Origin of the sequence: Paenibacillus sp. FSL M8-0334 (assembly GCF_038000405.1) — a bacterium.
GTDB lineage: Bacteria > Bacillota > Bacilli > Paenibacillales > Paenibacillaceae > Paenibacillus_AQ > Paenibacillus_AQ campinasensis.
Genome location: NZ_JBBOCH010000001.1, coordinates 431,992 through 454,067, shown reverse-complemented (window position 1 = coordinate 454,067; position 22,076 = coordinate 431,992). Strand labels below are relative to the sequence as shown.

Annotated in this window: 18 protein-coding genes and 1 other annotated feature (1 of these 19 running past the window's edge); of the genes, 16 read left to right on the top strand and 2 right to left on the bottom strand. The window is 53.7% G+C overall.

Annotated features, from left to right (window positions below; translation table 11 throughout):
* Positions 1-259 (top strand) — a binding site (T-box leader) (it extends 2 nt beyond the left edge of the window).
* A 204-nt stretch (positions 260-463) separates the two neighbouring features.
* Positions 464-2,905: a leucine--tRNA ligase gene (gene leuS / locus MKX64_RS02040; protein ID WP_095263077.1), complete on the top strand. Its 2,442-nt coding sequence runs from the start codon at positions 464-466 to the stop codon at positions 2,903-2,905.
* Here the strand turns inward: leuS and comER are convergent.
* Positions 2,886-3,728, bottom strand: a complete 843-nt coding sequence (gene comER / locus MKX64_RS02035) for a late competence protein ComER (RefSeq protein WP_095263078.1) — start codon at positions 3,726-3,728, stop codon at positions 2,886-2,888. The two genes, leuS and comER, sit on opposite strands and share 20 nt — an antisense overlap.
* Before the next feature lie 168 nt (positions 3,729-3,896).
* On the opposite strand from comER, the gene MKX64_RS02030 reads away from it, so the two are divergent.
* From MKX64_RS02030 to holA, 6 genes are all read left to right on the top strand, one after another.
* Positions 3,897-4,544, top strand: coding sequence for a ComEA family DNA-binding protein (locus tag MKX64_RS02030; RefSeq protein WP_341035259.1), 648 nt, complete (start codon positions 3,897-3,899; stop codon positions 4,542-4,544).
* 57 nt (positions 4,545-4,601) lie between these two features.
* Positions 4,602-5,120, top strand: coding sequence for a deoxycytidylate deaminase (locus MKX64_RS02025; protein ID WP_155617272.1), 519 nt, complete (start codon positions 4,602-4,604; stop codon positions 5,118-5,120).
* A 111-nt stretch (positions 5,121-5,231) separates the two neighbouring features.
* On the top strand, positions 5,232-8,018 hold the full coding sequence (locus MKX64_RS02020; protein ID WP_155617273.1) for a ComEC/Rec2 family competence protein: 2,787 nt from the start codon (positions 5,232-5,234) through the stop codon (positions 8,016-8,018).
* A gap of 167 nt (positions 8,019-8,185) precedes the next feature.
* Positions 8,186-8,734: an RNA polymerase sigma factor gene (locus MKX64_RS02015; protein ID WP_095263082.1), complete on the top strand. Its 549-nt coding sequence runs from the start codon at positions 8,186-8,188 to the stop codon at positions 8,732-8,734.
* Positions 8,731-10,038, top strand: coding sequence for an anti-sigma factor family protein (locus tag MKX64_RS02010; protein WP_341035258.1), 1,308 nt, complete (start codon positions 8,731-8,733; stop codon positions 10,036-10,038). Before MKX64_RS02015 ends, MKX64_RS02010 begins: the two co-directional genes overlap by 4 nt.
* 298 nt (positions 10,039-10,336) lie before the next feature.
* Positions 10,337-11,356, top strand: coding sequence for a DNA polymerase III subunit delta (gene holA, locus MKX64_RS02005; protein WP_095263084.1), 1,020 nt, complete (start codon positions 10,337-10,339; stop codon positions 11,354-11,356).
* 245 nt (positions 11,357-11,601) lie between these two features.
* On the opposite strand, the gene rpsT is transcribed toward holA, so the two are convergent.
* The gene (gene rpsT / locus MKX64_RS02000) at positions 11,602-11,874 is read right to left on the bottom strand and encodes a 30S ribosomal protein S20 (RefSeq protein WP_095263085.1); all 273 of its coding nucleotides are present in this window, start codon (positions 11,872-11,874) and stop codon (positions 11,602-11,604) included.
* Between the two features lie 163 nt (positions 11,875-12,037).
* Here rpsT and gpr point away from each other — a divergent pair, with 163 nt between their 5' ends.
* From gpr to grpE, 9 genes are all read left to right on the top strand, one after another.
* Positions 12,038-13,039 carry a GPR endopeptidase gene (gene gpr / locus MKX64_RS01995; RefSeq protein WP_095263208.1) on the top strand — a complete coding sequence of 334 codons (1,002 nt, stop codon included), beginning with the start codon at positions 12,038-12,040 and terminating at the stop codon, positions 13,037-13,039.
* A 177-nt stretch (positions 13,040-13,216) separates the two neighbouring features.
* Positions 13,217-14,500, top strand: coding sequence for a stage II sporulation protein P (locus MKX64_RS01990; RefSeq protein ID WP_155617276.1), 1,284 nt, complete (start codon positions 13,217-13,219; stop codon positions 14,498-14,500).
* 54 nt (positions 14,501-14,554) lie between these two features.
* Positions 14,555-14,944, top strand: coding sequence for a hypothetical protein (locus MKX64_RS01985; RefSeq protein WP_155617277.1), 390 nt, complete (start codon positions 14,555-14,557; stop codon positions 14,942-14,944).
* Positions 14,945-15,032: 88 nt separating this feature from the next.
* Positions 15,033-16,850, top strand: a complete 1,818-nt coding sequence (lepA, locus tag MKX64_RS01980; protein WP_095263088.1) for a translation elongation factor 4 — start codon at positions 15,033-15,035, stop codon at positions 16,848-16,850.
* A 94-nt stretch (positions 16,851-16,944) separates the two neighbouring features.
* Entirely contained in the window at positions 16,945-18,111 is a 1,167-nt protein-coding gene (gene hemW, locus MKX64_RS01975; RefSeq protein WP_095397432.1) for a radical SAM family heme chaperone HemW, read from the top strand.
* A 78-nt stretch (positions 18,112-18,189) separates the two neighbouring features.
* Positions 18,190-18,651 carry an N-acetyltransferase gene (locus MKX64_RS01970; RefSeq protein ID WP_095397433.1) on the top strand — a complete coding sequence of 154 codons (462 nt, stop codon included), beginning with the start codon at positions 18,190-18,192 and terminating at the stop codon, positions 18,649-18,651.
* Positions 18,652-18,758: 107 nt separating this feature from the next.
* Entirely contained in the window at positions 18,759-19,790 is a 1,032-nt protein-coding gene (gene hrcA / locus MKX64_RS01965; RefSeq protein WP_341035257.1) for a heat-inducible transcriptional repressor HrcA, read from the top strand.
* Positions 19,791-19,803: 13 nt separating this feature from the next.
* Positions 19,804-21,354, top strand: a complete 1,551-nt coding sequence (locus tag MKX64_RS01960; RefSeq protein ID WP_330163909.1) for a TCP-1/cpn60 chaperonin family protein — start codon at positions 19,804-19,806, stop codon at positions 21,352-21,354.
* Between the two features lie 112 nt (positions 21,355-21,466).
* Positions 21,467-22,045, top strand: a complete 579-nt coding sequence (gene grpE, locus MKX64_RS01955; protein WP_341036213.1) for a nucleotide exchange factor GrpE — start codon at positions 21,467-21,469, stop codon at positions 22,043-22,045.
* The last annotated feature ends 31 nt before the right edge of the window (positions 22,046-22,076 follow it).

Here is a 22,076-nt window from a genome sequence, read left to right as displayed (position 1 = left end):
GAATGCGATGATGAGGACCAGTAATTCTGCATTGATCATCCAGAGAGCCGGCGCTTTAGGTGGAAGCCGGTTGACGATGGGAATGAAACTCACCTCGGAGCAGCGGTGTCAACCGGTGTCAGCAGCGCTAGTCTCGCTGAAGTGACCGACGAAGCATTGCCGTCTCATCCGCGCTAAGGATGCAAAAGTGAGTGAAAGGCGAAGCATGCCTTTGACTAACTAGGGTGGTACCACGGGAATCTAACCTCCCGTCCCTAGCGATCGACGCTATGGACGGGAGGTTTTTTGGTTTTAACCCTATCATCAATCTGCCATCAAGACGCTGTTGGCTAGCTTGATGATAGCGAAAGCAAGAGACCGCGTCTAGGATGCGGTCCGGTTTCAGCAACCTGCGTCGATCGGCGCAGGTTGCAATGGCACGGCGCAGGCGCGCGTGCCCGACTGTGAAGGAGGAGCAGGAAGTATGACGGATCATCAGCAATCAGGATACGGCTACCAGCCGACGCAAATCGAGCCCAAGTGGCAGAAGTATTGGGACGAGCACAAAACCTTTAAAACCGAAGAGCAATCTTCCAAACCGAAATTTTATGCACTGGATATGTTCCCGTATCCATCGGGTTCAGGCCTCCATGTAGGGCATCCCGAGGGTTATACGGCAACTGATATCGTATCCCGCTACAAGCGTATGCGCGGATACAATGTGCTTCATCCGATGGGCTGGGATGCATTCGGTTTGCCTGCCGAGCAGTATGCGATGGATACGGGCAAGCATCCGCGCGATTTCACACTGCAGAACATCGATAATTTCCGCAGACAGATTAAGTCGCTGGGCTTTTCGTATGACTGGGATCGGGAGATCAGCACCACCGACCCGGACTATTATAAATGGACCCAGTGGATTTTTATACAGCTTTACAAGCGGGGTCTTGCCTATGTGGCGGAAGTTCCGGTGAACTGGTGCGAAGCACTCGGCACGGTTCTCGCGAATGAAGAGGTCATCGACGGCAAGAGTGAACGCGGCGGCCATCCGGTTGTGCGCAAGCCGATGCGTCAGTGGATTCTGCGCATTACGGCATACGCTGATCGCCTGCTCGAGGATCTGGATGAGCTGGACTGGAGCGACAGCCTGAAGGAGATGCAGCGCAACTGGATCGGCAAGTCGACCGGTGCGGAAGTCCGGTTTGACATCGAGGGCCATGACAGCCAGCTCGAAGTATTCACGACTCGCCCGGACACCCTGTTCGGAGCGAGCTACTGCGTACTGGCTCCGGAGCATGAACTGGTCGAACGGATTACAACCGAAGAGCAGCGCGAGGCGGTTAAAGCTTACCAAGAGGTGGCTGCTCGCAAGAGCGACCTGGAGCGGACAGATCTTGCCAAGGACAAAACCGGCGTATTCACGGGCGCTTATGCCATCAATCCGGCGAACGGTGCCAGAATGCCGATCTGGATTGCTGATTATGTGCTCGCAGGCTACGGCACAGGCGCGATTATGGCCGTACCGGGCCATGATACCCGCGACTGGGAGTTTGCCAAGCAGTTTGGCCTGGACATCATTGAGGTAGTGAAGGGCGGCAATGTGGAGGAAGAGGCCTATACGGGCGATGGAGAGCATGTCAACTCCGACTTTCTGAACGGATTGAACAACGAAGCGGCCATCAACGAAATGATCGCCTGGCTGGAGAAGAACGGCAAAGGTCAGAAGAAAGTGACCTATCGCCTTCGCGACTGGCTGTTCAGCCGCCAGCGTTACTGGGGAGAGCCGATACCGATTCTCCATCTCGAAGACGGATCGATGAAGCCGGTTCCTGAGGATCAGCTTCCGCTTCTGCTTCCGGATGTCGATCAGATCAAGCCGTCCGGCACCGGTGAATCTCCGCTTGCAAACGTGACGGAATGGGTGGAGACAGTGGATCCGGAGACCGGCATGAAGGCGCGGCGCGAGACCAATACGATGCCGCAATGGGCCGGCAGCTGCTGGTACTATCTGCGATACATCGACCCGAAGAACAACGAAGAACTGTGCTCGAAGGAGAAGCAGAAGGAATGGTTGCCGGTTGACCTGTACATCGGCGGTGCGGAGCATGCGGTGCTGCATTTGCTGTACGCCCGTTTCTGGCATAAGGTCCTGTATGATCTGGGTGTGGTCGACACCAAGGAGCCGTTCCAGAAACTGGTGAACCAGGGGATGATCCTGGGGACCAACAATGAGAAGATGAGTAAATCCCGCGGCAACGTCATCAATCCGGATGATATTGTAAAGGAATACGGTGCTGACACCTTGCGTGTATACGAGATGTTCATGGGGCCGCTGGAAGCGACCAAGCCATGGAATACGAACGGAGTGGAAGGCACGTACCGCTTCCTCTCGCGCGTATGGCGCCTGTTCATCGGAGAAGATGGCAGCCTCAATCCTAGAATTGTGGACGCTGAGGGTACCGACGAGTTCAAGCGTATGCTGCACAAAACGATTAAAAAAGTCACCGACGATTTCGAGCATCTGCGCTTCAACACGGCGATCAGCCAGCTGATGATCTTCATTAATGAAGCCTACAAAACCGATGTGCTTCCGCGCAAGGCGATGGAGAACTTCGTACAGATGCTGTCCCCGCTTGCGCCTCACTTGGCTGAGGAGCTGTGGAGCCGACTTGGTTACAGCGGCAGCATTACCTATGTATCCTGGCCGGAATATGACGAGGCTTGGACCGTGGAAGCTGAAGTCGAAATCGTCGTTCAGGTTAACGGCAAAATTGTGGAGCGCACCAAGGTTGCGCCGGACATGAATCAAGAAGCCATGCAAGAACATAGCCTCTCCCTTCCAAATGTCAAGCAGGCGCTGGAAGGGAAGAGTATTCGCAAAGTAATCGCTGTACCGGGTAAACTGGTCAATATCGTGGCCGGTTAATTGTAAAACCAAAGGCGGCGTCGAGTTTTACCAAATCCTCATCATATTTGTCATGTGTCGTTTGGATTAATTGGTAAAACAGCCCGTTCAGATGACCGTTAAGCAGGCGCAGCGCCTGAGCGGTGATGCCGCCTGGAACCGCTACACGTTCCTGAAGCTGCTCAGGGGAGAAACCTTCTTCCGTGAGCAGCTTGCCGGTGCCAAGCAGCATTTCACCGGCCAGCGTGTTCAGCGTTCCGCGGTCAGCCCCGGTTAGTTCGACGGCAGCGTCGATCCATTTTTCCACAAACAAACTCAAAAAAGCAGGCCCGCAGCTGGAGAAATCGGAAGTGATTCGCGTGTGCGATTCCAGTATCTCAACGGGCCTGCTGATATAAGACAGGAGGCTTTCAATAAGCTGCCTGTCTTCTTCTTTTATTCGGGAGCCATACATGCATAACGTCGCTCCGCCTCCCGTTTTGTTGGTGATGCTGGGTATAATTTTAGCCACCTTGCATGGCAGCGACGATTCCAGGTGGATCAGCTGGACTGGGCTGGTGATCGAAATCGCGATCTGCTCGGGCCTGAGCGAGGACTGGATTTCATCAATGACAGCCTTAAATTCCAACGGTTTGATACATAAGAAGATGAGGTCGCTTTCCGAGGCGGTTTCCGAATTACAGCTGCAAACGCTTAAGCCGGGATGCCGCTCCGCCAGCAACAACGCTTTTTCAGGGCTCCGATTGCTGACAAGAATTTGCTTAGGCTGGAGTGCACCCAAGTGGATGAAGGAATCGATCAGCAGGCTTCCCATACTGCCCGTACCGATAAAACCGACCTTCATGGTTACTTCCCTCCTTTCGCGCGTTACGGCAGAAATGTACCGTTCTTACGTCTAATGTATGTGAGAGTCGGCGAATCATGACCAATTTCGCAGCATTTAGATTACAGGATTTGCGTTAGCAAGGAAGTTCTTTCAGTGAAGTTGAATTGAAGAACAGGAGTGGTGTAAATGAGACGAATATCTCACGGGTTCATGATGGCAGCAGGCATTGTCGGCTGTGGACTTATTTTGTTTGCCGGAACGCCTTCCAAAGGGATGGAGGGCTGGGAACCGCTTAATGACCGGTTAGAGCAGACGCTGCTGGAGCTGGAGCAGCCGGCCCCTGTAGTTGAAGCGAGCGGAGACGCTGGGCTGCCTGCTTCGATGGCTGCGGCGGATACGAATGCGAAGGCGCCGCAGAACAATAGCGGTGAAGCAGCTTTGGCCCAGCAGCAGGGAGCCGCTTCACAAGAGCAGGAGATGCCTGGTCCGGATGAAGCGGGCGGGCAGGCGCCTCCCGCTGGTGCGATCCCGAGCACAGTCCCGCCAGCTGAAGCCCCTTCCCAGGCTGAAGGTAGCGCCGCTTCGCCGCCGGTCGCCGCCGCTCCATCTGTTCAGCCCGCTGACCCGGCTTCGAGTTCGTCCGGCATAATCAACATCAATACCGCATCCGCGGCACAGCTGATGGAACTGCCAGGCATCGGCGAGAAGAAAGCCCAAGCGATCATCGAATACCGCAACCGGTCCGGACCTTTCCGGAATGCCACCGATCTGATGAATGTCAAAGGCATCGGACCGAAAATGATGGAGAAGATGATGCCTTACGTTGGACTTTAGCTGTGTGCTACAATAAAGGCAAGACAGATTACTGATAAGGGAACAGGTGACATTACAATGAGTACGGATCAACGTAAAGATTGGGATACCTATTTTATGGATATCGCCTACATGGTATCGACCCGCTCCCAGTGCCCCCGTCGTCATGTGGGCGCCGTGCTGGTACAGGGCAAGAAGCTGCTGGGCACTGCCTATAACGGGGCGCCAATGGGTGTGCCGGACTGCTCGGAGGCAGGCTGCATGATTTCGGAGGAATATGAGGTTGTGAACCAGGACGGGCAGGAGTTCATGGTGAAAAAACAGCGCTGTATCCGCACGATTCATGCGGAGCAGAATCTGCTGCTGTTTACCGATCGGATCGACAGGGAGGGCAGCACCGTCTATGTGACGGATGAGCCCTGCTGGACATGTGCCAATATGCTAGCGAACAGCGGCATCGTTGAAATCGTGTATCATCGCCCGTATCCTAAGGATACGGAAAAGGTATCGCGGATGATGAAGCAGAAGGGGATTCAGTTCCGCCAGCTCCTGCAATATGAACCTCCGCGCGAGACGTTGATGAGCGTGGTCGAATGAGACTGCTTTAATAGATCATTCATACAGTTTGGGGAAGTACCCTGGTCTGCTTTTTTTAAAGCGGACCAGGGTTTTTTAGTGAGCTGGGACAGGAAAGGTGGGTGGAATGATATGAAACGAAGACCTCTTCTGGCGTTTACCGTAATGTGGGTCATCGGAAGCGGGGCGGCAAGCATGTGGTCGGGCTCCCGGCTTATGCTCGTGCTGGCAGGCATGCTGATGCTGGTCCTCGTCCTTTGCTGCCTGGAAGAGGCAGGGCGAGGAATAATGCTGTGTATGCTATTGTCACTATCTCTGGGGGCTCTGTATTGGGAGATGCATGATGCGGCCAATGTGAGCCAGCTATCGTCCAGCGCAGCGTCCGGGGATGAGATGGGGACGATTACCGGCTCGGGTACGATTGCATCTCCGGTTGAGATCGACGGAGATCGGGCCAGTTTTAGAGTTATGCTGCGTGAAGCAGATATCGGCGAGAGTGACGGCAGCGCCTTGGCAGCCGCAGACCCGCAAATGGATGCTGGGGTTGATGAAGCTGCCGATGTACAAGGGGGCGGAGCGTACACATCAGGACGATCCGTCAAGGAAACGGTGATGGTTCAGGTCAAACTGCTGAGCGTTGATGAAGTCCAGGTGGTCCGAGCTTGGCAGCGAGGGGATACGATTTGGCTTCAAGGAGAGCTACAGCAGCCGGGGGAGGCGCGTAATTTTGACGGTTTTGATTACCGGGCGTATTTGCGGACCGAGAAGATCCATTGGATCGTTCGGATGAATGGTGTGAGCCAGGCTGAGGTGGCGGCACCAAAGTCATGGCGTCCTGGTCATATATTAAGATGGAATGATTCGATCAGGCAGAGGCTCGGGGACAAGCTGGACCAGCTGTATGACGGCGTGCATGCGGGCTTTATGAAAGGCCTGGTCATCGGCAACCGCGATGATCTGGACCCGGAGACGTTTCGCGAGTTTTCACGTCTGGGGTTGACCCATATATTAGCGATATCCGGAATGCATGTCGCGGTAGTGACAGGATGTTTGCTGTTCATCTTGTCTGCCATGAAGCTGACCCGGGAAACTTCATTGACGGTTGCCATGTGGCTGCTTCCCTTGTACGTGTTGTTGACAGGAGCCAGTCCATCTGTGGTGCGGGCTGGCATGATGGGGGTCATCGGGCTGTATGCAGCCAAGCGACGATTGCTGAAGGACGGATTGAACATTTTAAGTGCGGCCGCGCTCATAATGCTGGTCTGGAATCCGTATTATTTGCTGAATGTCAGCTTTCAGCTCTCGTTTATTGTCACCGCAGGACTGATGATTTTTGTTCCGATGATGATGAGGCTGTTCTCGAAATTACCGGCATGGCTGGCAGGATCGGCAAGTGTAACGGTGGTCGCCCAGCTGGTCTCTTTTCCGCTCACGATCTATTATTTCAACCAGTTTTCGCTGCTGTCGGTGGCGGCCAATCTGGTTCTGGTTCCGCTCATCAGCATGGTCGTGCTGCCGCTGGGGATGATCTCGCTGCTCCTGGGCTGGCTATGGATGGAGGGGGCAGGATGGGTGGCACGGGCGGCAGAGCTGATCAATGGACTCACGTTTGGCATTGTAGAATGGATGAATGCGCCTCTAAGCTTCAGGACGATTTGGGCATCTCCTTCATTCTTATGGATTGTCGGATATTTCGGTCTGCTGTACGGCTTGCTTTATTTGTTGAAAAAGAGAGCCGAGGATTTGGCGCCGGACAGCCAGTCTTCGGATGACACGGTCCCTCTCCTCGTCCCTGCGTCGAGAAGGGGGGATACAGGAGCGACAGGCTATGCGCCGGGGACGCGCGGACTTGCCCCGCCGGCGGGCGCCGGGCTGCCGCCCGTTATAGGCAGGCTTATCTCCAGCCTGATGCTTGGCAGGTTCTACGCTGCGGGGCAGCTGCTGGAGCGTTATGGATACCGGGTGCTGACGATGTGCTGTGCAGGCGGTTTGCTGCTGCTTTTGTACAGCGGATATCAGTCGCCATCCACTCACGGAGCCGGAGTGGTGCAGTTTCTGGACGTGGGACAGGGAGATTCGATTCTGGTGACCACCCCGGAAGGGAAGTTTATTCTCATCGATGGCGGCGGGACACTCAATTTTCGCAAGGAGAGCGATGCGTGGAAAGAAAGGAAGGACCCTTTTGAAGTGGGGAAAAATGTGGTCGTGCCGCTATTGAAGAAGCGCGGTGTTCATCAGCTGGAGGCCGTGCTTGCAACCCATTTTGATCAGGATCATGTGGGCGGCTTGCTGGCGGTGATCGAGGAAATTCCGGTGAAGTCGATATGGATCAACGGAACGGCCGCGGATTCCAGTGCCTTTACAGCGTTCATGGCGTCCGCCGTGTCAAAGAGAATTCCGGTATATCCCGGAAAGGCCGAGTCAGGGGCATGGAGGATCGACAAGGATACCGAAGTGAGGTTTCTTGCGCCCAGCCTGCCGGAGGGAACAGGAAATCATAGCCTGCTGCCGTTGATTAAGGAACAGAATCATGCTTCACTAGTATTTGAGATGGAGATGAGCGGAGGACGATTTCTTTTTACCGGTGATACAGATGCGGCCGCAGAGCAGAAATTATTGCTTCAGCAAGGACGCGACCGTGTGATGGCAAAGGGGCCGGTCGATGTTATGAAGGTTGCGCATCACGGGAGCAAAACATCCACTTCGGAAGCCTGGCTGAGCGCCTGGCGGCCCAAGGTGTCGGTCATCTCGGCAGGCGTTAACAACCGGTACGGCCATCCCCATCCGGATGTGGTCCATCGGCTTGAAGAGAGCGGAACGCTCATATATCAGACCAATCTTCACGGGGAAATTCAGTTGAGAATAAAGGATGGTTTGTTCGAGGCAAGAACGAGATTGACAGCCTCCGACGAATCGTGACATGTTTGTATTAGCCGCGTTACAGGAATTGGTCGAAGGCAGCCTGATGACGTTGCCTTTGATATTTGGTATAGTTAGATGAAGTTTCCTGAAAATAATAGGTTACATAACGCAACATTTTTGTCATCATATCCGTCTGTATGTATGCAGGGAGAGGGGGATCCACTGTGGTGGAGCAGGGACTCATCAGAGCCGCTCAATCGGGCGATCGCGACGCTCTAATCACCCTATTGCGAGAAATTGAACATCATGTTTACCGAACGGCCTACTATATTTTAAACAATGAACAGGATGCGTTGGATGCGGCGCAGGAAGCGCTGATACGCGTGTACACCAAGATCAACTCCTATGAGGAGAAAGCGCAGTTCAAAACTTGGGTGCAGCGTATTGTCACCAATATATGCATCGACAAGTTCCGCAGAACGAAGCCGACGGTGTCCATCGAGGAGCATGAGATGGTGTTCCAGGATCAGACCGATGTGGAGAGGGAAGTGCTCTCCGGTTATTTGGCCCAGGACATCCACGAGGCCATCAACAAGCTGCCGGATCATCATCGGACCGTCATCGTTCTAAGGTATTTGCAGGACTTATCCTACAACGAAATTGCTGCTTGTCTGAATCTTCCGCTGAATACGGTGAAATCGTATTTATTCAGAGCCAGACAGCAGCTGCAGAATATGCTCCATGAGCATCAGAAAGGTGGTGTATCAGGATGAATTGTCAAGAGGTGGTGGAGAGCATGCATCGGTATCTGGACCGGGACTTGAGCTCGGATGAGACCGCGCTGATGTATCAGCATATTGCTGTGTGCCCATCATGTGCGGAGACGTTTCAGTTATTGAAGTCCTTATCCAAAGAGCTTGAAGAACTTCCGGCCGTGACGCCGCCCATCAGCCTGGTGGATGCCATTATGCCCCGTCTGGATGCGATTGACCGTGAACGTGGCGAGAGCCCTGCTCCTTCCAAGGAAATCAGCAGCGAGCCCGCCGAGATGACGCCTGAGATTCGGCGCCCGAGACGCCAAGCCAACTGGTGGAGCACGATTGGCGGAAGAACAGCGATCGGCGCGGCCGCTGCTGCTGTCATTCTCGGTGTGGCGATCTTTAGCTTTGAGCCGAAGGTTATCTCCGAGGCTGAGCTTCCGTATGAGGAGGCTGAGACGCTTACCAATGAGACCAGCGCGGCCGGGGAAAATCATGATGCGGAGCAACCGGAAGCAAGCATGATGATGGAGGATGCTCCGGCGGGCAGCGTGATGGATTCAGGGGATGATGGAGACGCTGCCGGTGCTGCCGATGCCCACATCTACACGGCTCCGTCCACGACAAGCCAGGATGATGCTCCGGGGATAACCCCGGATTCGAAACCGGATCATCAGCCCGAAGAGCCTTCAGAGAAAGTTTCCGAGAAGCTGGGGCCGCAAGAGTCTGCGCCAAACGATTCAAGCACGCCGAGTGCCTCGAATGATCCACAGGGCACTAACAGCACCCGGAATTCGCAGACCCCAGGGAGCAACAACCCTTCCGAGGGGAGCGAGTCGACGCCGCCGACGGCAGCCGTTCCGCCTCATGCCGCCGAGAGTCTGCCGCCTGAATCTGACGGCAGGGGAGAAGGGCCTTCGAATCAAGCGGAAGTGAACCCTCCGGAAGCGGGCGCGCTGGAGAGCTCCCAGCCCGAAGGCGGAAGGCTCGATATGGGACTGATGGCTACGGTGCCTGCTGCAGTCTGGACGTCTCCGGATGGCAAATATATGATCCAGCTCGAAGCAAATGATTTTATCGTATACAGTATACCCACAGATTCGAATGTACCGGCAGAGATTGTAGAATCGGTGCCTTTGAAAGGGGAGTGGGTGGCCGGAGAATGGGTTGACAATCAGACGTTCAGGTACCGAGTGAAGGTCGAGGAGCAGACGGTAGAGTCCGTATATACCGTTAAGAAGTCTTCGTCTTCACAGGAGACGTCCGGAACCGGAACAAGTGGTTCTTCCGGAGGCCAGAATACGCCTGCCAGACCGTAAAGCATCCGAAGCTGTATAAGCCCAATTTTATGTAGAGATATAAGAAATAGCGCACATTATCTGGAGATATGAATACGATATACTAGAGAGAGACACAAGACCAACGTAGCGTCGTATGACCGCCTCGGGGGATGATTCTAGAGCATCCTTTTCGGCGTTTATATAGATGTGTTGGGACAAAGGGACCTTGCTGCTGATAAAGCCGAGGTCCCTTTGTTTTATACAAGCCTCGGACATCGTATCGCCCCGGACCGAGTTTTTTGGTATAGTGTTACACAGAAGGAAAGGGGGAGCGCCGATGGATGCCAAGACGGCGGCCAAGGCGGTCAAGCAGGGAGAAGCCGCATCGGTGTATCTGCTGTATGGCAGCGAGAAGTATCAGATGAATGAATTTGCAGCTTTGTTGGAGGAACAGCTTATTCCGAAGGAAGAGCGGGACTTTGCGATCGTCCGTCTCGATTTGGCCGATACTTCGATTCAAAGTGTGGTAGAGGAGGCGGAGACCGTTCCGTTTATGGTGCCGAAGAAGCTGATTTTTGTTCGGGACACCTCGTTTTTCACTGCCGCCAAGGACAATGGGAAGGTTGAGCATCGCCCCGAGGCGTTGCTGGATTATATGAATAATCCTGCTGATTACAGCATCATCGTATTTATGGTGCAGCAGGATAAGCTGGATGAACGCAAGAAAGTGGTTAAAGCGGTCAAAAAAGGCGGAGTTGCCCTTTCGTTTGCGCCGCTCGGTGGCGAGGAACTGCTCGGTTGGGTGGACAAGCAGGCACGCCAGCAGGGCTGTACGCTGGCCGATGGGGCCGCGGACGTCCTTGTGCGAAATGCCGGCACGAACCTTCAATCATTGTCAGCCGAAGTAGAGAAGCTGTGCCTGTATGCAGGTGAAGGGGGCGTCATTGATGTTGACACCGTCAATATGCTGGTTGCGCGCAGCACGGAACAGAACGTATTTGCGCTGGTCGAGGATATTGCGAATCTCCGGCTGGACAAGGCGCTGGCTATTTTTTATGAGCTGCTGAAGCAGCGCGAGGAACCGATCAAAATTGCAGCGCTTATTACACGGCAGTTCCGAATCATATTGCAGGTGAAGACCTTGTCTTCGCAAGGGTACACCCAGCAGCAAATTGCATCGCAGATCGGACTGCATCCCTATGCGGTGAAAATCGCAGGGGAGCAGGCACGGAAATTTGAAACGGTGCGGCTTGAGCGGATTCTGAACCGGCTTGCACAGCTGGACTATGAGATGAAGACCGGGGCTGTGGACAAGGTGCTCGGTCTAGAGCTGTTCCTGCTCCGGCTGGGTGCGTAAATCGGAAGGTGAGATGGCTCATGTGATCAACTAACCGCCATCACGCAGCGGAACACCCGCGGTGAGAGAGTTTGCAGCATCGTGCGAACAGGCGTCAGTGAAGGGAGCGGCGGATGAGGATAGGATGCCGCCAGCCCTCTGCTGGCGCCTGAGCTTTATACCTTGAGCCCACTGAACTCAAAAAAACCTGAGCGACATAGGTCAGCCCAGGTTTTTTTCAATAATCATATTCAATTAAACGGCTATTACGCTTGGGACGTAAGAGCGTTCAGTCTTTTCGCCAGACGGGATTTCTTGCGGGCAGCTGCGTTTTTATGGATCAGGCCCTTGGTTACGGCTTTGTCAAGCTTTTTGGAAGCGGCTTGGAAAGCAGCTTTAGCAGCTTCGATTTCAGTACCGTTCAGCGCAACGTCAGCGTTCTTTACAGCTGTGCGGAGCGCGGATTTTTGAGAAATGTTAAGCGCGTGGCGTTTGTCACTTGTTTTAACACGTTTAATCGCGGATTTGATGTTTGGCATTACATTCACCTCCTGTAAGGCATTTCAATAGAGCGAAATGATTCACAACTTAAAATATTTTAGCATGAGGGTGGACAAAAAGCAATACTCTATAAGACTTCTGTATAATCCGCTGCATAGTCCCGCACACTATCCTTATCGATTAGGAGGAGTGTGATTGTTTATGGAACTGGATCTTCAAAAATATTCTGTCCGTACTGACCTCGCCGTAGAATCAAGGGAGCTGGCGGGAAATGGAAGTGAGCAGCCGATTGCGGGCGTGCTGGAGGATGTGGTTCAGGAGGACGGCATCAAAATTACGCGCCTTGATGTTCAGGACGATGCGGCTTCTCAGCGAATCGGCAGAGTGAAAGGACATTACGTGACGCTGGAAGTACCTGATCTTCGCAAGGGAGACACCGGACTGCAGGATCAAGTGTCAATGGTGTTCGCGCGCGAGTTCGAGGCATTCATGCAGCGGATCGGGATTGGTCCTAAAGCAACTGTGCTGATTGTCGGATTGGGGAACTGGAATGTAACCCCGGACTCCCTCGGGCCGATTGTTGTAGAGAATGTGATGGTTACGCGCCAATATTTTGAGCTGATGCCGGAGCGGGTCGCCCCGGGTTACCGGCAGGTCAGCGCCGTGGCTCCGGGCGTGCTGGGAATGACGGGCATTGAGTCCAGCGAGATTGTGCAAGGCATTGTGGAGCGCACACGGCCTGATCTGATCATTGCCATTGATGCGCTGGCATCCCGGTCGCTGGAGCGCGTAAATACGACGATCCAGATTGCCGATATCGGCATTCATCCCGGCTCGGGCATCGGCAATAAGCGCAAAGGGCTCACACAGGAAATTTTGGGCGTGCCTTGCGTCGCCATCGGTGTGCCAACGGTCTGCTATGCGTCTACCATTGTGAACAATGCGATTGAGATGATGAAGTCGCATCTTGGCAGTGAAACGAAGGAAACGGGCAAAATTATGGGCATGCTGCACGATCTTCCCGAGCAGGAGCGTCTGGCGCTGGTGAAGGAAGTGCTGGAGCCGCTTGGACATGATCTGATCGTCACTCCGAAGGAGATCGACGAATTTATAGAAGATATCGCGAACATCGTGGCGACCGGTCTTAACGCCGCGCTTCATGAAGCGGTAGATCCCGGCAATGTCGGGGCGTACACCCACTAACCGAACGCAACTATCCATTAAAGCTCCGAATCTAGCGGGGCTTTATATTTTTTTGGAAGGCTATAGGTTCTATCGAAACAACCCTGTTCATAGATTGGGAGTATAAGAGATTTCAAATTCGCGTGGGCACGGCTGGAATCTGCTTCACGCTCCCGAGAACGATGAGGAGGACTCGATATGAACAATCAGAAGTTTCGGATATGGAACATTGCCCGGCTCAAAAGAAAGACGATGGAAGGCTTGAGTATGGGGAAAACGATGATTATCCTCATGCTGGGCTCCCTGGTGTTTTTTATTTTGCTTGGTTTGGCAGGCATGGCGGAGCAGCGGCTGAACACGTCGCCGGTTTCTTCTATGAAAGGTCTAGCAGCGTCTCTATCAAGCCACTTTTTCACGGATATGATCGGGATGGAGATGCCGCATATGGCTGCGTCGAAGGAGAGCTCCGTTTTTTCCGGGGACAAAATGACTACGTTTGTGGTTCAGATGCTGACCAATGTCAATCTTCGGGACCCGAAAAGCCTGCTGGCCGGTGAAATGCCGGGCATGAAGGTGAATCAGCCGGTTCAGCTGCGGGGCGGATCGGGCAATGATTCCGGCGAAGCACCGGCGGATTATCGCCCGGATTCTATAGAAGGTGCGGCGGAAGGGACGGGGGAGGAGCCTGCCGAGCCCCAGCAACCGGAAGAGCATGTGGAAGACCCCGGCCAAGGAACCGGAGCAGAGGAGCCGGATACAGGTCAGGACGAGCCTGAAGGGACCCCGGATTCGGAGAAAACAACCAATGGCAAAAAGGCGGTGCTCATCTATCACTCCCATCCGCAAGAGGCGTATAATCCGCTGTTAACGCATCCTTCGGACAACCCGGGAGCGGTCTCGCCGCAGAAAAATGTGATGCTGGTAGGGAACTTTATGAAAGAGAGACTTGAGGCCAACGGCATCGGCACTTTGCACGATAAAAGCGACTATCAATCCACGGTAGAAGGATATAACTATAATTATTCATACAAATACTCCCGTGAGACCGTGAAGGCGGCAATGGCAAATCATGATGGACTGGATTACCTGATTGACATCCACCGCGATTCTCAGCGGTATAACAAAACAACGGCTACGATTAACGGTCTCACTTATGCAAAGGTGTACTTCATCATCGGTCATGGCAACGAGAACTGGCGGGAGAATGAAGCGTTCGCCAGCAAAATCAACGAGAAGCTAGAGGCTTCTTATCCTGGAATATCGCGCGGCATCTGGGGGAAATCGGCTGATCAAGGGAACGGAGAATACAATCAGTCCCTGTCGCCGAACAGCATTCTGATCGAAGTTGGAGGCATTGACAATACGAGAGAGGAACTGCAGCGGACGGCGGAAATACTGGCAGACATTATCGCCGAGGTATATTGGCAGGAGCAGGAAGCGGAGAAGGCAAGCGTCATGTCAAGTGGCAGCCATAGCGGTTAGGCTTCCTGGGGGCGGACCGGATCAGAGATCTGATATTTTTAGGAGGGGACTATCATGTCAAGAGCTGCCAAACGTTTTGTGGCTTTGCTGATATGGGCAGGGATCGGAGTGCTGATCGGCATGCAGCTGGGGGGCGGACATACACCGGCTAACGAGCTGATCGGACGTGTGCAGGAGCAGGAGCCGGTCACGGAGGATGTGGTATCAACCGGATGGGGAGGCAATGCCCGCCTCCCGCAATCGGTGGAGGGCTACGACGATGCCCAGGCAGAAGCGGTGGAGACGAAGCCGAAGTTTGAGCCAGCGCCGCGCGATATTCTGCTCCCGGACCGGCCGAAGCCGCCTGCGGATGTTCTGGCAGACAAAACCGCAGGCCTGCTCCAGGAATTGTCGGATCAGGGGATCCGCTGGGTCGTCTCGATGTTCGGCTCCATCATCGAATAATAAAGCGTACGGCAACGGCATTGCTGTGATCTCCTTCAACTGGTATAATAAATTGATTCAAACATCTGGTGGTTGGTGGGGGTTAGGCATGACTGACGTTCAAGTAAGACAACAAAAAATTCGTAATTTCTGTATTATTGCACATATAGACCACGGGAAGTCGACATTGGCGGATCGTATTCTGGAGTACACAGGCGCGTTAAGCTCGCGTGAAATGCAGGAGCAGGTTCTCGATCAGATGGACCTGGAAAGAGAGCGCGGCATCACAATCAAGCTGCAGGCGGTTCGATTGAATTATAAGGCTGACGACGGTGAGGAGTATATCCTGAACCTCATTGACACCCCGGGGCACGTCGATTTTACATACGAGGTTTCCCGAAGCCTTGCCGCTTGTGAGGGAGCATTGCTGGTCGTGGATGCGGCGCAGGGAATCGAGGCCCAGACACTGGCGAACGTGTATCTCGCTCTTGACAACAACCTTGAAATATTGCCGGTCATCAACAAGATCGATCTGCCAAGTGCGGATCCGGATCGCGTGAAACAGGAGATTGAGGATGTTATCGGTCTGGATGCGAGCGAAGCCGTTCTGGCTTCGGCCAAGGCCGGAATCGGGATCAAGGAGATTCTGGAGCAGGTCGTGCAGAAGGTGCCGGCTCCGACGGGCCAATCCGAGAATCCGCTGAAAGCGCTGATCTTCGACTCTCACTACGATCCTTACAAGGGAGTTATCGTCTATGTGCGGGTCATCGACGGCAGCATCAAAGCCGGTTCCAAGATTAAAATGATGGCGACGGGCAAAACGTTCGAGGTCATCGAGGTCGGCGCCTTCAAGCCGCGCATGAGCATTGTGGACGAGCTGCAGGTGGGCGATGTCGGCTTTATCGTTGCCGGAATCAAGCATGTCGGCGATACCCGGGTCGGTGACACGGTGACCGATGCGAAGAATCCGACGCTGGAGCCGCTGCCAGGCTACCGTAAGATCAATCCGATGGTATTCTGCGGTCTGTATCCGATCGAAACCTCGGATTACAACGACCTGAGGGAGGCGCTGGAGAAGCTGCAGCTGAACGATGCATCGCTCAGCTTCGAGCCGGAAACTTCAAGTGCGCTCGGATTCGGCTTCCGTTGCGGATTCCTCGGCCTGCTCCACATGGAGATCATCCAAGAACGGATTGAGCGGGAATTCAACATTCCGCTCATTACGACAGCCCCGAGCGTTATCTATCGCGTAGCGCTGACAAACGGTGAGCAGATACAGATCGACAACCCGTCGCATTATCCCGAAATCGGCAAGATCGATTATGTCGAGGAACCGTATGTCAAGGCTGCCATTATTGTGCCGAATGATTTTGTAGGTGCTATTATGGAGCTCTGTCAAGGCAAGCGCGGTGAATTCATCAACATGGAATACCTGGATACAACGCGTGTCACGATCACCTATGAAATTCCGCTGTCGGAAATCGTGTACGATTTCTTCGACCAGCTCAAGTCGAGCACGAAGGGGTATGCTTCCTTCGATTACGAGCTGTCCGGCTACCGGCGATCGAATCTGGTCAAAATGGACATTCTGCTTAACGGCGAACAGGTGGACGCCCTGTCCTTCATCGTGCACAGGGACCGCGCTTACCATCGCGGCCGCAGCATTTGCGAGAAGCTGCGCGAGCTGATTCCTCGCCAGATGTTCGAAGTGCCGATCCAGGCATCGGTCGGCACGAAGGTTGTTGCGCGCGAGACCGTAAAGGCAATGCGCAAAAACGTGCTTGCCAAATGTTACGGCGGCGACATTTCGCGGAAACGGAAGCTGCTGGAGAAGCAGAAAGAAGGTAAGAAGCGGATGAAGCAGGTCGGCAGCGTTGAGGTGCCTCAAGAGGCGTTTATGGCCGTATTGAAAATCGACGACAAATAATGCAGCTGGGAAAGCCGGTATCGGCTTTCCTTTCTTTCTTCTTATTTAATATATGAATATAGCAAGTTATAGAGGCAGCAAGGAGGGTTTAAGGATGCGATCCATGAATCAACAGACGGAAGCGGTATATATCCATATTCCGTTTTGTACGAATAAATGTTTTTACTGTGACTTCAACTCCTATGTGCTGAAAGATCAGCCCGTAATGGACTATCTGAGAGCGCTCGATAAGGAAATGGAGCTGACGGTGAAGGAGAATCCTCCGGGCAGGATCAAAAGTATTTTTGTAGGCGGCGGTACACCTACCGTGCTGAAACCGGATGAGATGGCGTATTTTTTACAAAGTGTTAAAACGCATTTCCCGGACTGGGCGGAGGATATCGAGTTCTCGATGGAGGCGAATCCCGGCACGACCGATTTGGAGAAGCTGTCCGTCATGCGAGCGGGAGGCGTCAACCGGATCAGCTTCGGGGTTCAGGCTTTCCAGAACAGCCTGCTGACCGGGATCGGACGGATTCACGATACGGATGACGTCTATCGCAGTCTGGAGAATGCGAGAAGCGCGGGCTTCTCCAACATCTCGATCGACCTGATGTTTGGCCTGCCAAACCAGACGGTGGAGATGCTGTCCGAAAGTGTAACCGAGGCGCTCAAGCTCGGACTGCCGCATTATTCGATCTACAGCTTGAAGGTGGAGGAGAACACGCTGTTCCATACCCTGTTCCAGAAAAACCAGCTCCCGCTTCCCGATGAGGAGGATGAGCTGAACATGTATTTGCTGTTGATGGAACGGATGCGCGAGGCCGGTTATAAACAATATGAAATCAGCAATTTTGCCAAACCGGGCTTTGAAAGCCGGCATAATATGACCTACTGGCGCAATGAGGACTATTACGGGCTGGGCGCTGGGGCGCATGGTTATATCGGGCGAAAGCGGCATATCAATATTAAGGGGGTTACCCCGTATATTCAGGCGGCCCAAGCTGGCTTGCCAAGGCTGGAGAGCTATGAAATTACACATGAGGAAGCGATGGAGGACTTTGTCATGGTCGGCTTGCGTGTGCTTGACGGCATTTCGCGCAGTCGGTTCGCACAGCAGTTCGATGCTTCACTGGACGATGTGTTTGCAGGGCCGCTCGGAAGAATGACGCAACGCGGCCTGCTTGAGTCGACCGATGAGGGCTACAAGCTGAGCAGCAAGGGCGTTCTATTCGGCAACGAGGTGTTCGCAGAATTTATCGGCAGCCTGTCCGCAAATTAATCTATTGAACTTCTATACGCCCTGTTGTATATTTATTCATAACATGACGGAGCGTGTAAAGGGGAGACGGAATTCAACATGTCGGCGGTTTGCAGAAAAGCGACACCTGATGATATCGAGCCGCTGTTTCAGATGATTCAGGGCTATGCGGAGAAGGGGATTATGCTGCCCCGGTCCCGCAAGGTATTGGAGAGACAGATCGGGGAGTTCGTTGTAGCGGAAGAAGAGGGGAATGTCATCGGATGCGGTTCGCTGTGCCAGCTTGGCCATGATCTGGTCGAGATTCGTTCACTCGGCATCAACGAAGGGTACAAGGGAAGAGGGATCGGTTCGATGCTGCTGGAAGCGCTCGTAGTAGAAGCCCGGCGGCGGAAAATTCCGAAGGTGATGGCGCTCACCTATGAGGTTTCATTTTTTGTGAAAAACGGCTTTGCTGTCGTTGAAAAGGAGATCTTTCCGGAAAAGGTATGGACGGATTGCATCCATTGCAAAAAGCAGCATGCCTGTGACGAAATAGCGGTCCTTAAAGTACTGAACTGACTTGACAATACTCAGGTCGGTTTGGTATTTTTGTTATATCGGTTAGCACTCGATGACGTTGAGTGCTAACGAGGTGAATATGAGCAGTCAGCAAGGAGGGGAGCGACTTGTTAACAGACCGTCAGCGCATGATATTAAATGCGATTGTTGATGATTATATCCGTTCGGCAGAGCCGGTAGGCTCAAGAAGTATTTCCAAACGCGGGGATGTTGGATTCAGTCCGGCGACCATTCGCAACGAGATGGCCGATCTGGAGGAGCTTGGCTTTTTGGAGCAGCCTCATACGTCAGCCGGAAGAATTCCGTCGCATAAAGGATATCGCTACTATGTTGATCATCTTACGCAGTCGTTTTCCTTGAATCCTGCGGAGCTGCATATGATGAAGACGTTTTTTGCGGAGAAGCTGAACGCGATGGAACAGATGATTCAGCATGCAGCCAGCATATTGTCCCAAATGACGAACTATACTTCCATCCTGCTTGGACCGGAAGTTTTTCATACGTCTTTGCGTCACTTCCAGCTGCTGCCTCTTCATGAGAATCAGGCTGTAGCGATTATAGTGACCAGCACAGGACAAGTAGAGAACAAGACCATATCCATTCCGCCAGGAGTATCGGTTTCCGATCTGGAGCGGGTGGTCAATCTCCTGAACAGCAAATTGGTCAACGTGCCTCTTTATAAATTGAAGACCCGGCTGTACACAGAGCTTGGTCAAGAGATGCAGCGCCATATCGAGCATTATGAGGAGATCATGAGCATGCTGGATATTGCGCTGGACAATCAGCCGGATCATCGGGTTTATCTTAGCGGCACCACCAATATGCTGAACCAGCCTGAATTCAAGGACGTCGAGAAGGTCAAGGATATTTTCGAGCTCCTGGAACAGACGCCGCTGCTGACCAAATTGATGACGCCTGCTCCCGGAGAGCAGGGCATTCAGGTTAAGATTGGCACGGAAAACACGCATGAAGCGATATCGAACTGCAGTCTGATTACAGCAACCTATTCGATTGACGGCAAGGCGCTGGGCACGATCGGGATATTGGGACCGACGCGCATGGAATATGCGCGGGTGATCGGCATTTTGAACATTCTGTCCCATGATCTGACGAAGCTGCTGTCACACTGGTACAAATAAGGGAGTGAGACAGGTGAGCCAAGGACAACAAGGTCATGTGGACGGTGATGACCGATACTCCACGCTGCTGAATAACAGCAATGCCGTCCGGGCGGTAACCTCGGCTGTCGAAGGAACGCTGGGACCTAAAGGGCTCGATGTCATGCTGGTCGGACCAAGGGGCGAGGTTATCATTACGAACGACGGGGTTACGATTCTGGACAAGATGGATGTGTCCCATCCCGCCGCTCGTCTCCTGATTCAGGTCGCCAGAGCCCAGCAGGAGAAGATCGGGGACGGCACCACCACAGCGACCGTGCTCGCAGGGGCATTGGTGCAGGAAGGGGTCTCCCGCATAACGAAGGGCGTTCCCGCCTCCAAAGTGGTGGAGGGCATGCGGCAGGGGGTGGCTACAGCGCTGCAGCTGCTTCGCGACCGGGTCCGTCATATTGATGGCCTGGACGATCCGCTGTTGGAGCGCACGGTATATGTAGCTGGCCGCGAACGGCGCGATATTGTGGAATTGATCATGGAAGCCGCAAGCAAGGCAGGGCTTGCACGTTTGAAGGACCCTGCCTATACGCTTGCGGATCATATTGTTGCGCTGGAAAATGCCGAGAATGAGGTATTTGAAGGACTGCTTCTCCGGCAAAAGCCCATCTACAACCGGGAGGCTCGGGAGTTTGAGGATGCCCGTGTCCTGGTGCTGTTCGATGCGCTGGAGCCGGACGAGATTGATGAAGAAGCGCTGACAACCGAGGCCGGCTTCGCAGAGTATATGGATCTTCGCAAATTGTTTGCTTCCGATCTGTCCAGGCTAGCCGATCTGTCGGTGAAGCTGATCCTGCTCGAAAAAGGCGTTCATCCTGATGCGGAGCAGTTCTGTCTCGATCATGGGATCATGGTTGTGCCGCGCGTATCACGGACGGTGCTGCGTCAGGTGTGTGACATGACCGGGGCGGTCGCCATGCGCCGCAAAGCGCTACATAAAGACGCGGAGCAATTGTTAGGTCTGATGGGCCGCACGCCGAAGGTGACGTATGATGAACGGATTGAGAAGATCCGCCTGGCATGCGGCGGGACGAACGAACGTCTCGTTACCGTCATCGTTGGCGCCAGCACCTCCGAGGTTGTCGGAGAGGCCGCAAGAATAGCCGGGGATGCCGCTTCCGCGCTGCAGGCCGCCGTTACCGGCGGAGTGCTGCCGGGAGGAGGAACGAGCGAGCTTGCCGTCTCCTACGAACTGGAGCGAATACGCGAGGCTCAGAAAGGAATGGAGGCCTTCGGCTTCGAAGCGGTCTCTTCTGCTTTGCGCAAGCCGATGTCGCAGATTCTATTGAACGCCGGCTACAACCCTCTAGAGAAAATGGAAGAGGTGCGTGCTGCGCAGATTAACGAGGGCTCGGACAGCATGGGGATCGACTGCGATAACGGCAGTGTCGTGGATTATGAGGCGGCCGGTATTGTGGACCCGGCTCCTGTGAAGCTTCACGGGCTGCGGGCGGCAGGGGAAGTTGCCGCAGCCGTGCTGCGAATACATCATGTTATTAAGATGAAAGAATTGGGCGATTCTGCTGATGTATAGGACAGGGCAGCGCACAAGATTAGCGGCTACATTATAAGGAGGTGAGCGCATCTTGAATAAGGAGAACAACGAAACGGTTCAAGATACGGTACAAGCAGAACATGCTGAGGAAATGAAGGAAACAGCGCCCGAAACGGAAGAAAATAACGAGGCTGCAGAGGCTTCAGACGCTCCGCAATCAGAGCAGCAGGAGCCAGCCGCAGAAGCGGAGGCTGCTGAAGCAGCAGGGGACACTGCTGCACAGGCGGAAATTGAAAGACTGCGTAACGAGCTTTCCGAGACGCAGCAGCGTGCGCTTCGCGCACAGGCCGACTTTGACAACTTCCGCAGACGCACGCAGAAGGAGAAGGAGGAGCTGGCCAAATATGCTTCTTCCAAGCTCATTCAGGAGCTGCTGCCGGTAATCGACAACTTCGAGCGCGCATTACAGGCGTCTGAAGACAATCCGGAGTTCGAGTCATTCTCGAAAGGGGTCAACATGATTTTCCGCCAGCTGGAGCAAGTTCTGGCTGCCGAGGGCTTGACAGCGATGAACAGCGTAGGCCAGCCGTTTAACCCCGAGTTCCACCAGGCGATCATGCAAGTGGAGAGCGAAGAGCATGAGGAAGGCATCGTGGTGGAGGAAGTGCAGAAGGGCTATATGCTGAAAGATAAAGTGCTTAGACCGGCTATGGTTAAGGTGAGCATGTAATATAACCTCGCCAGCCGTTTTACTTATTAAA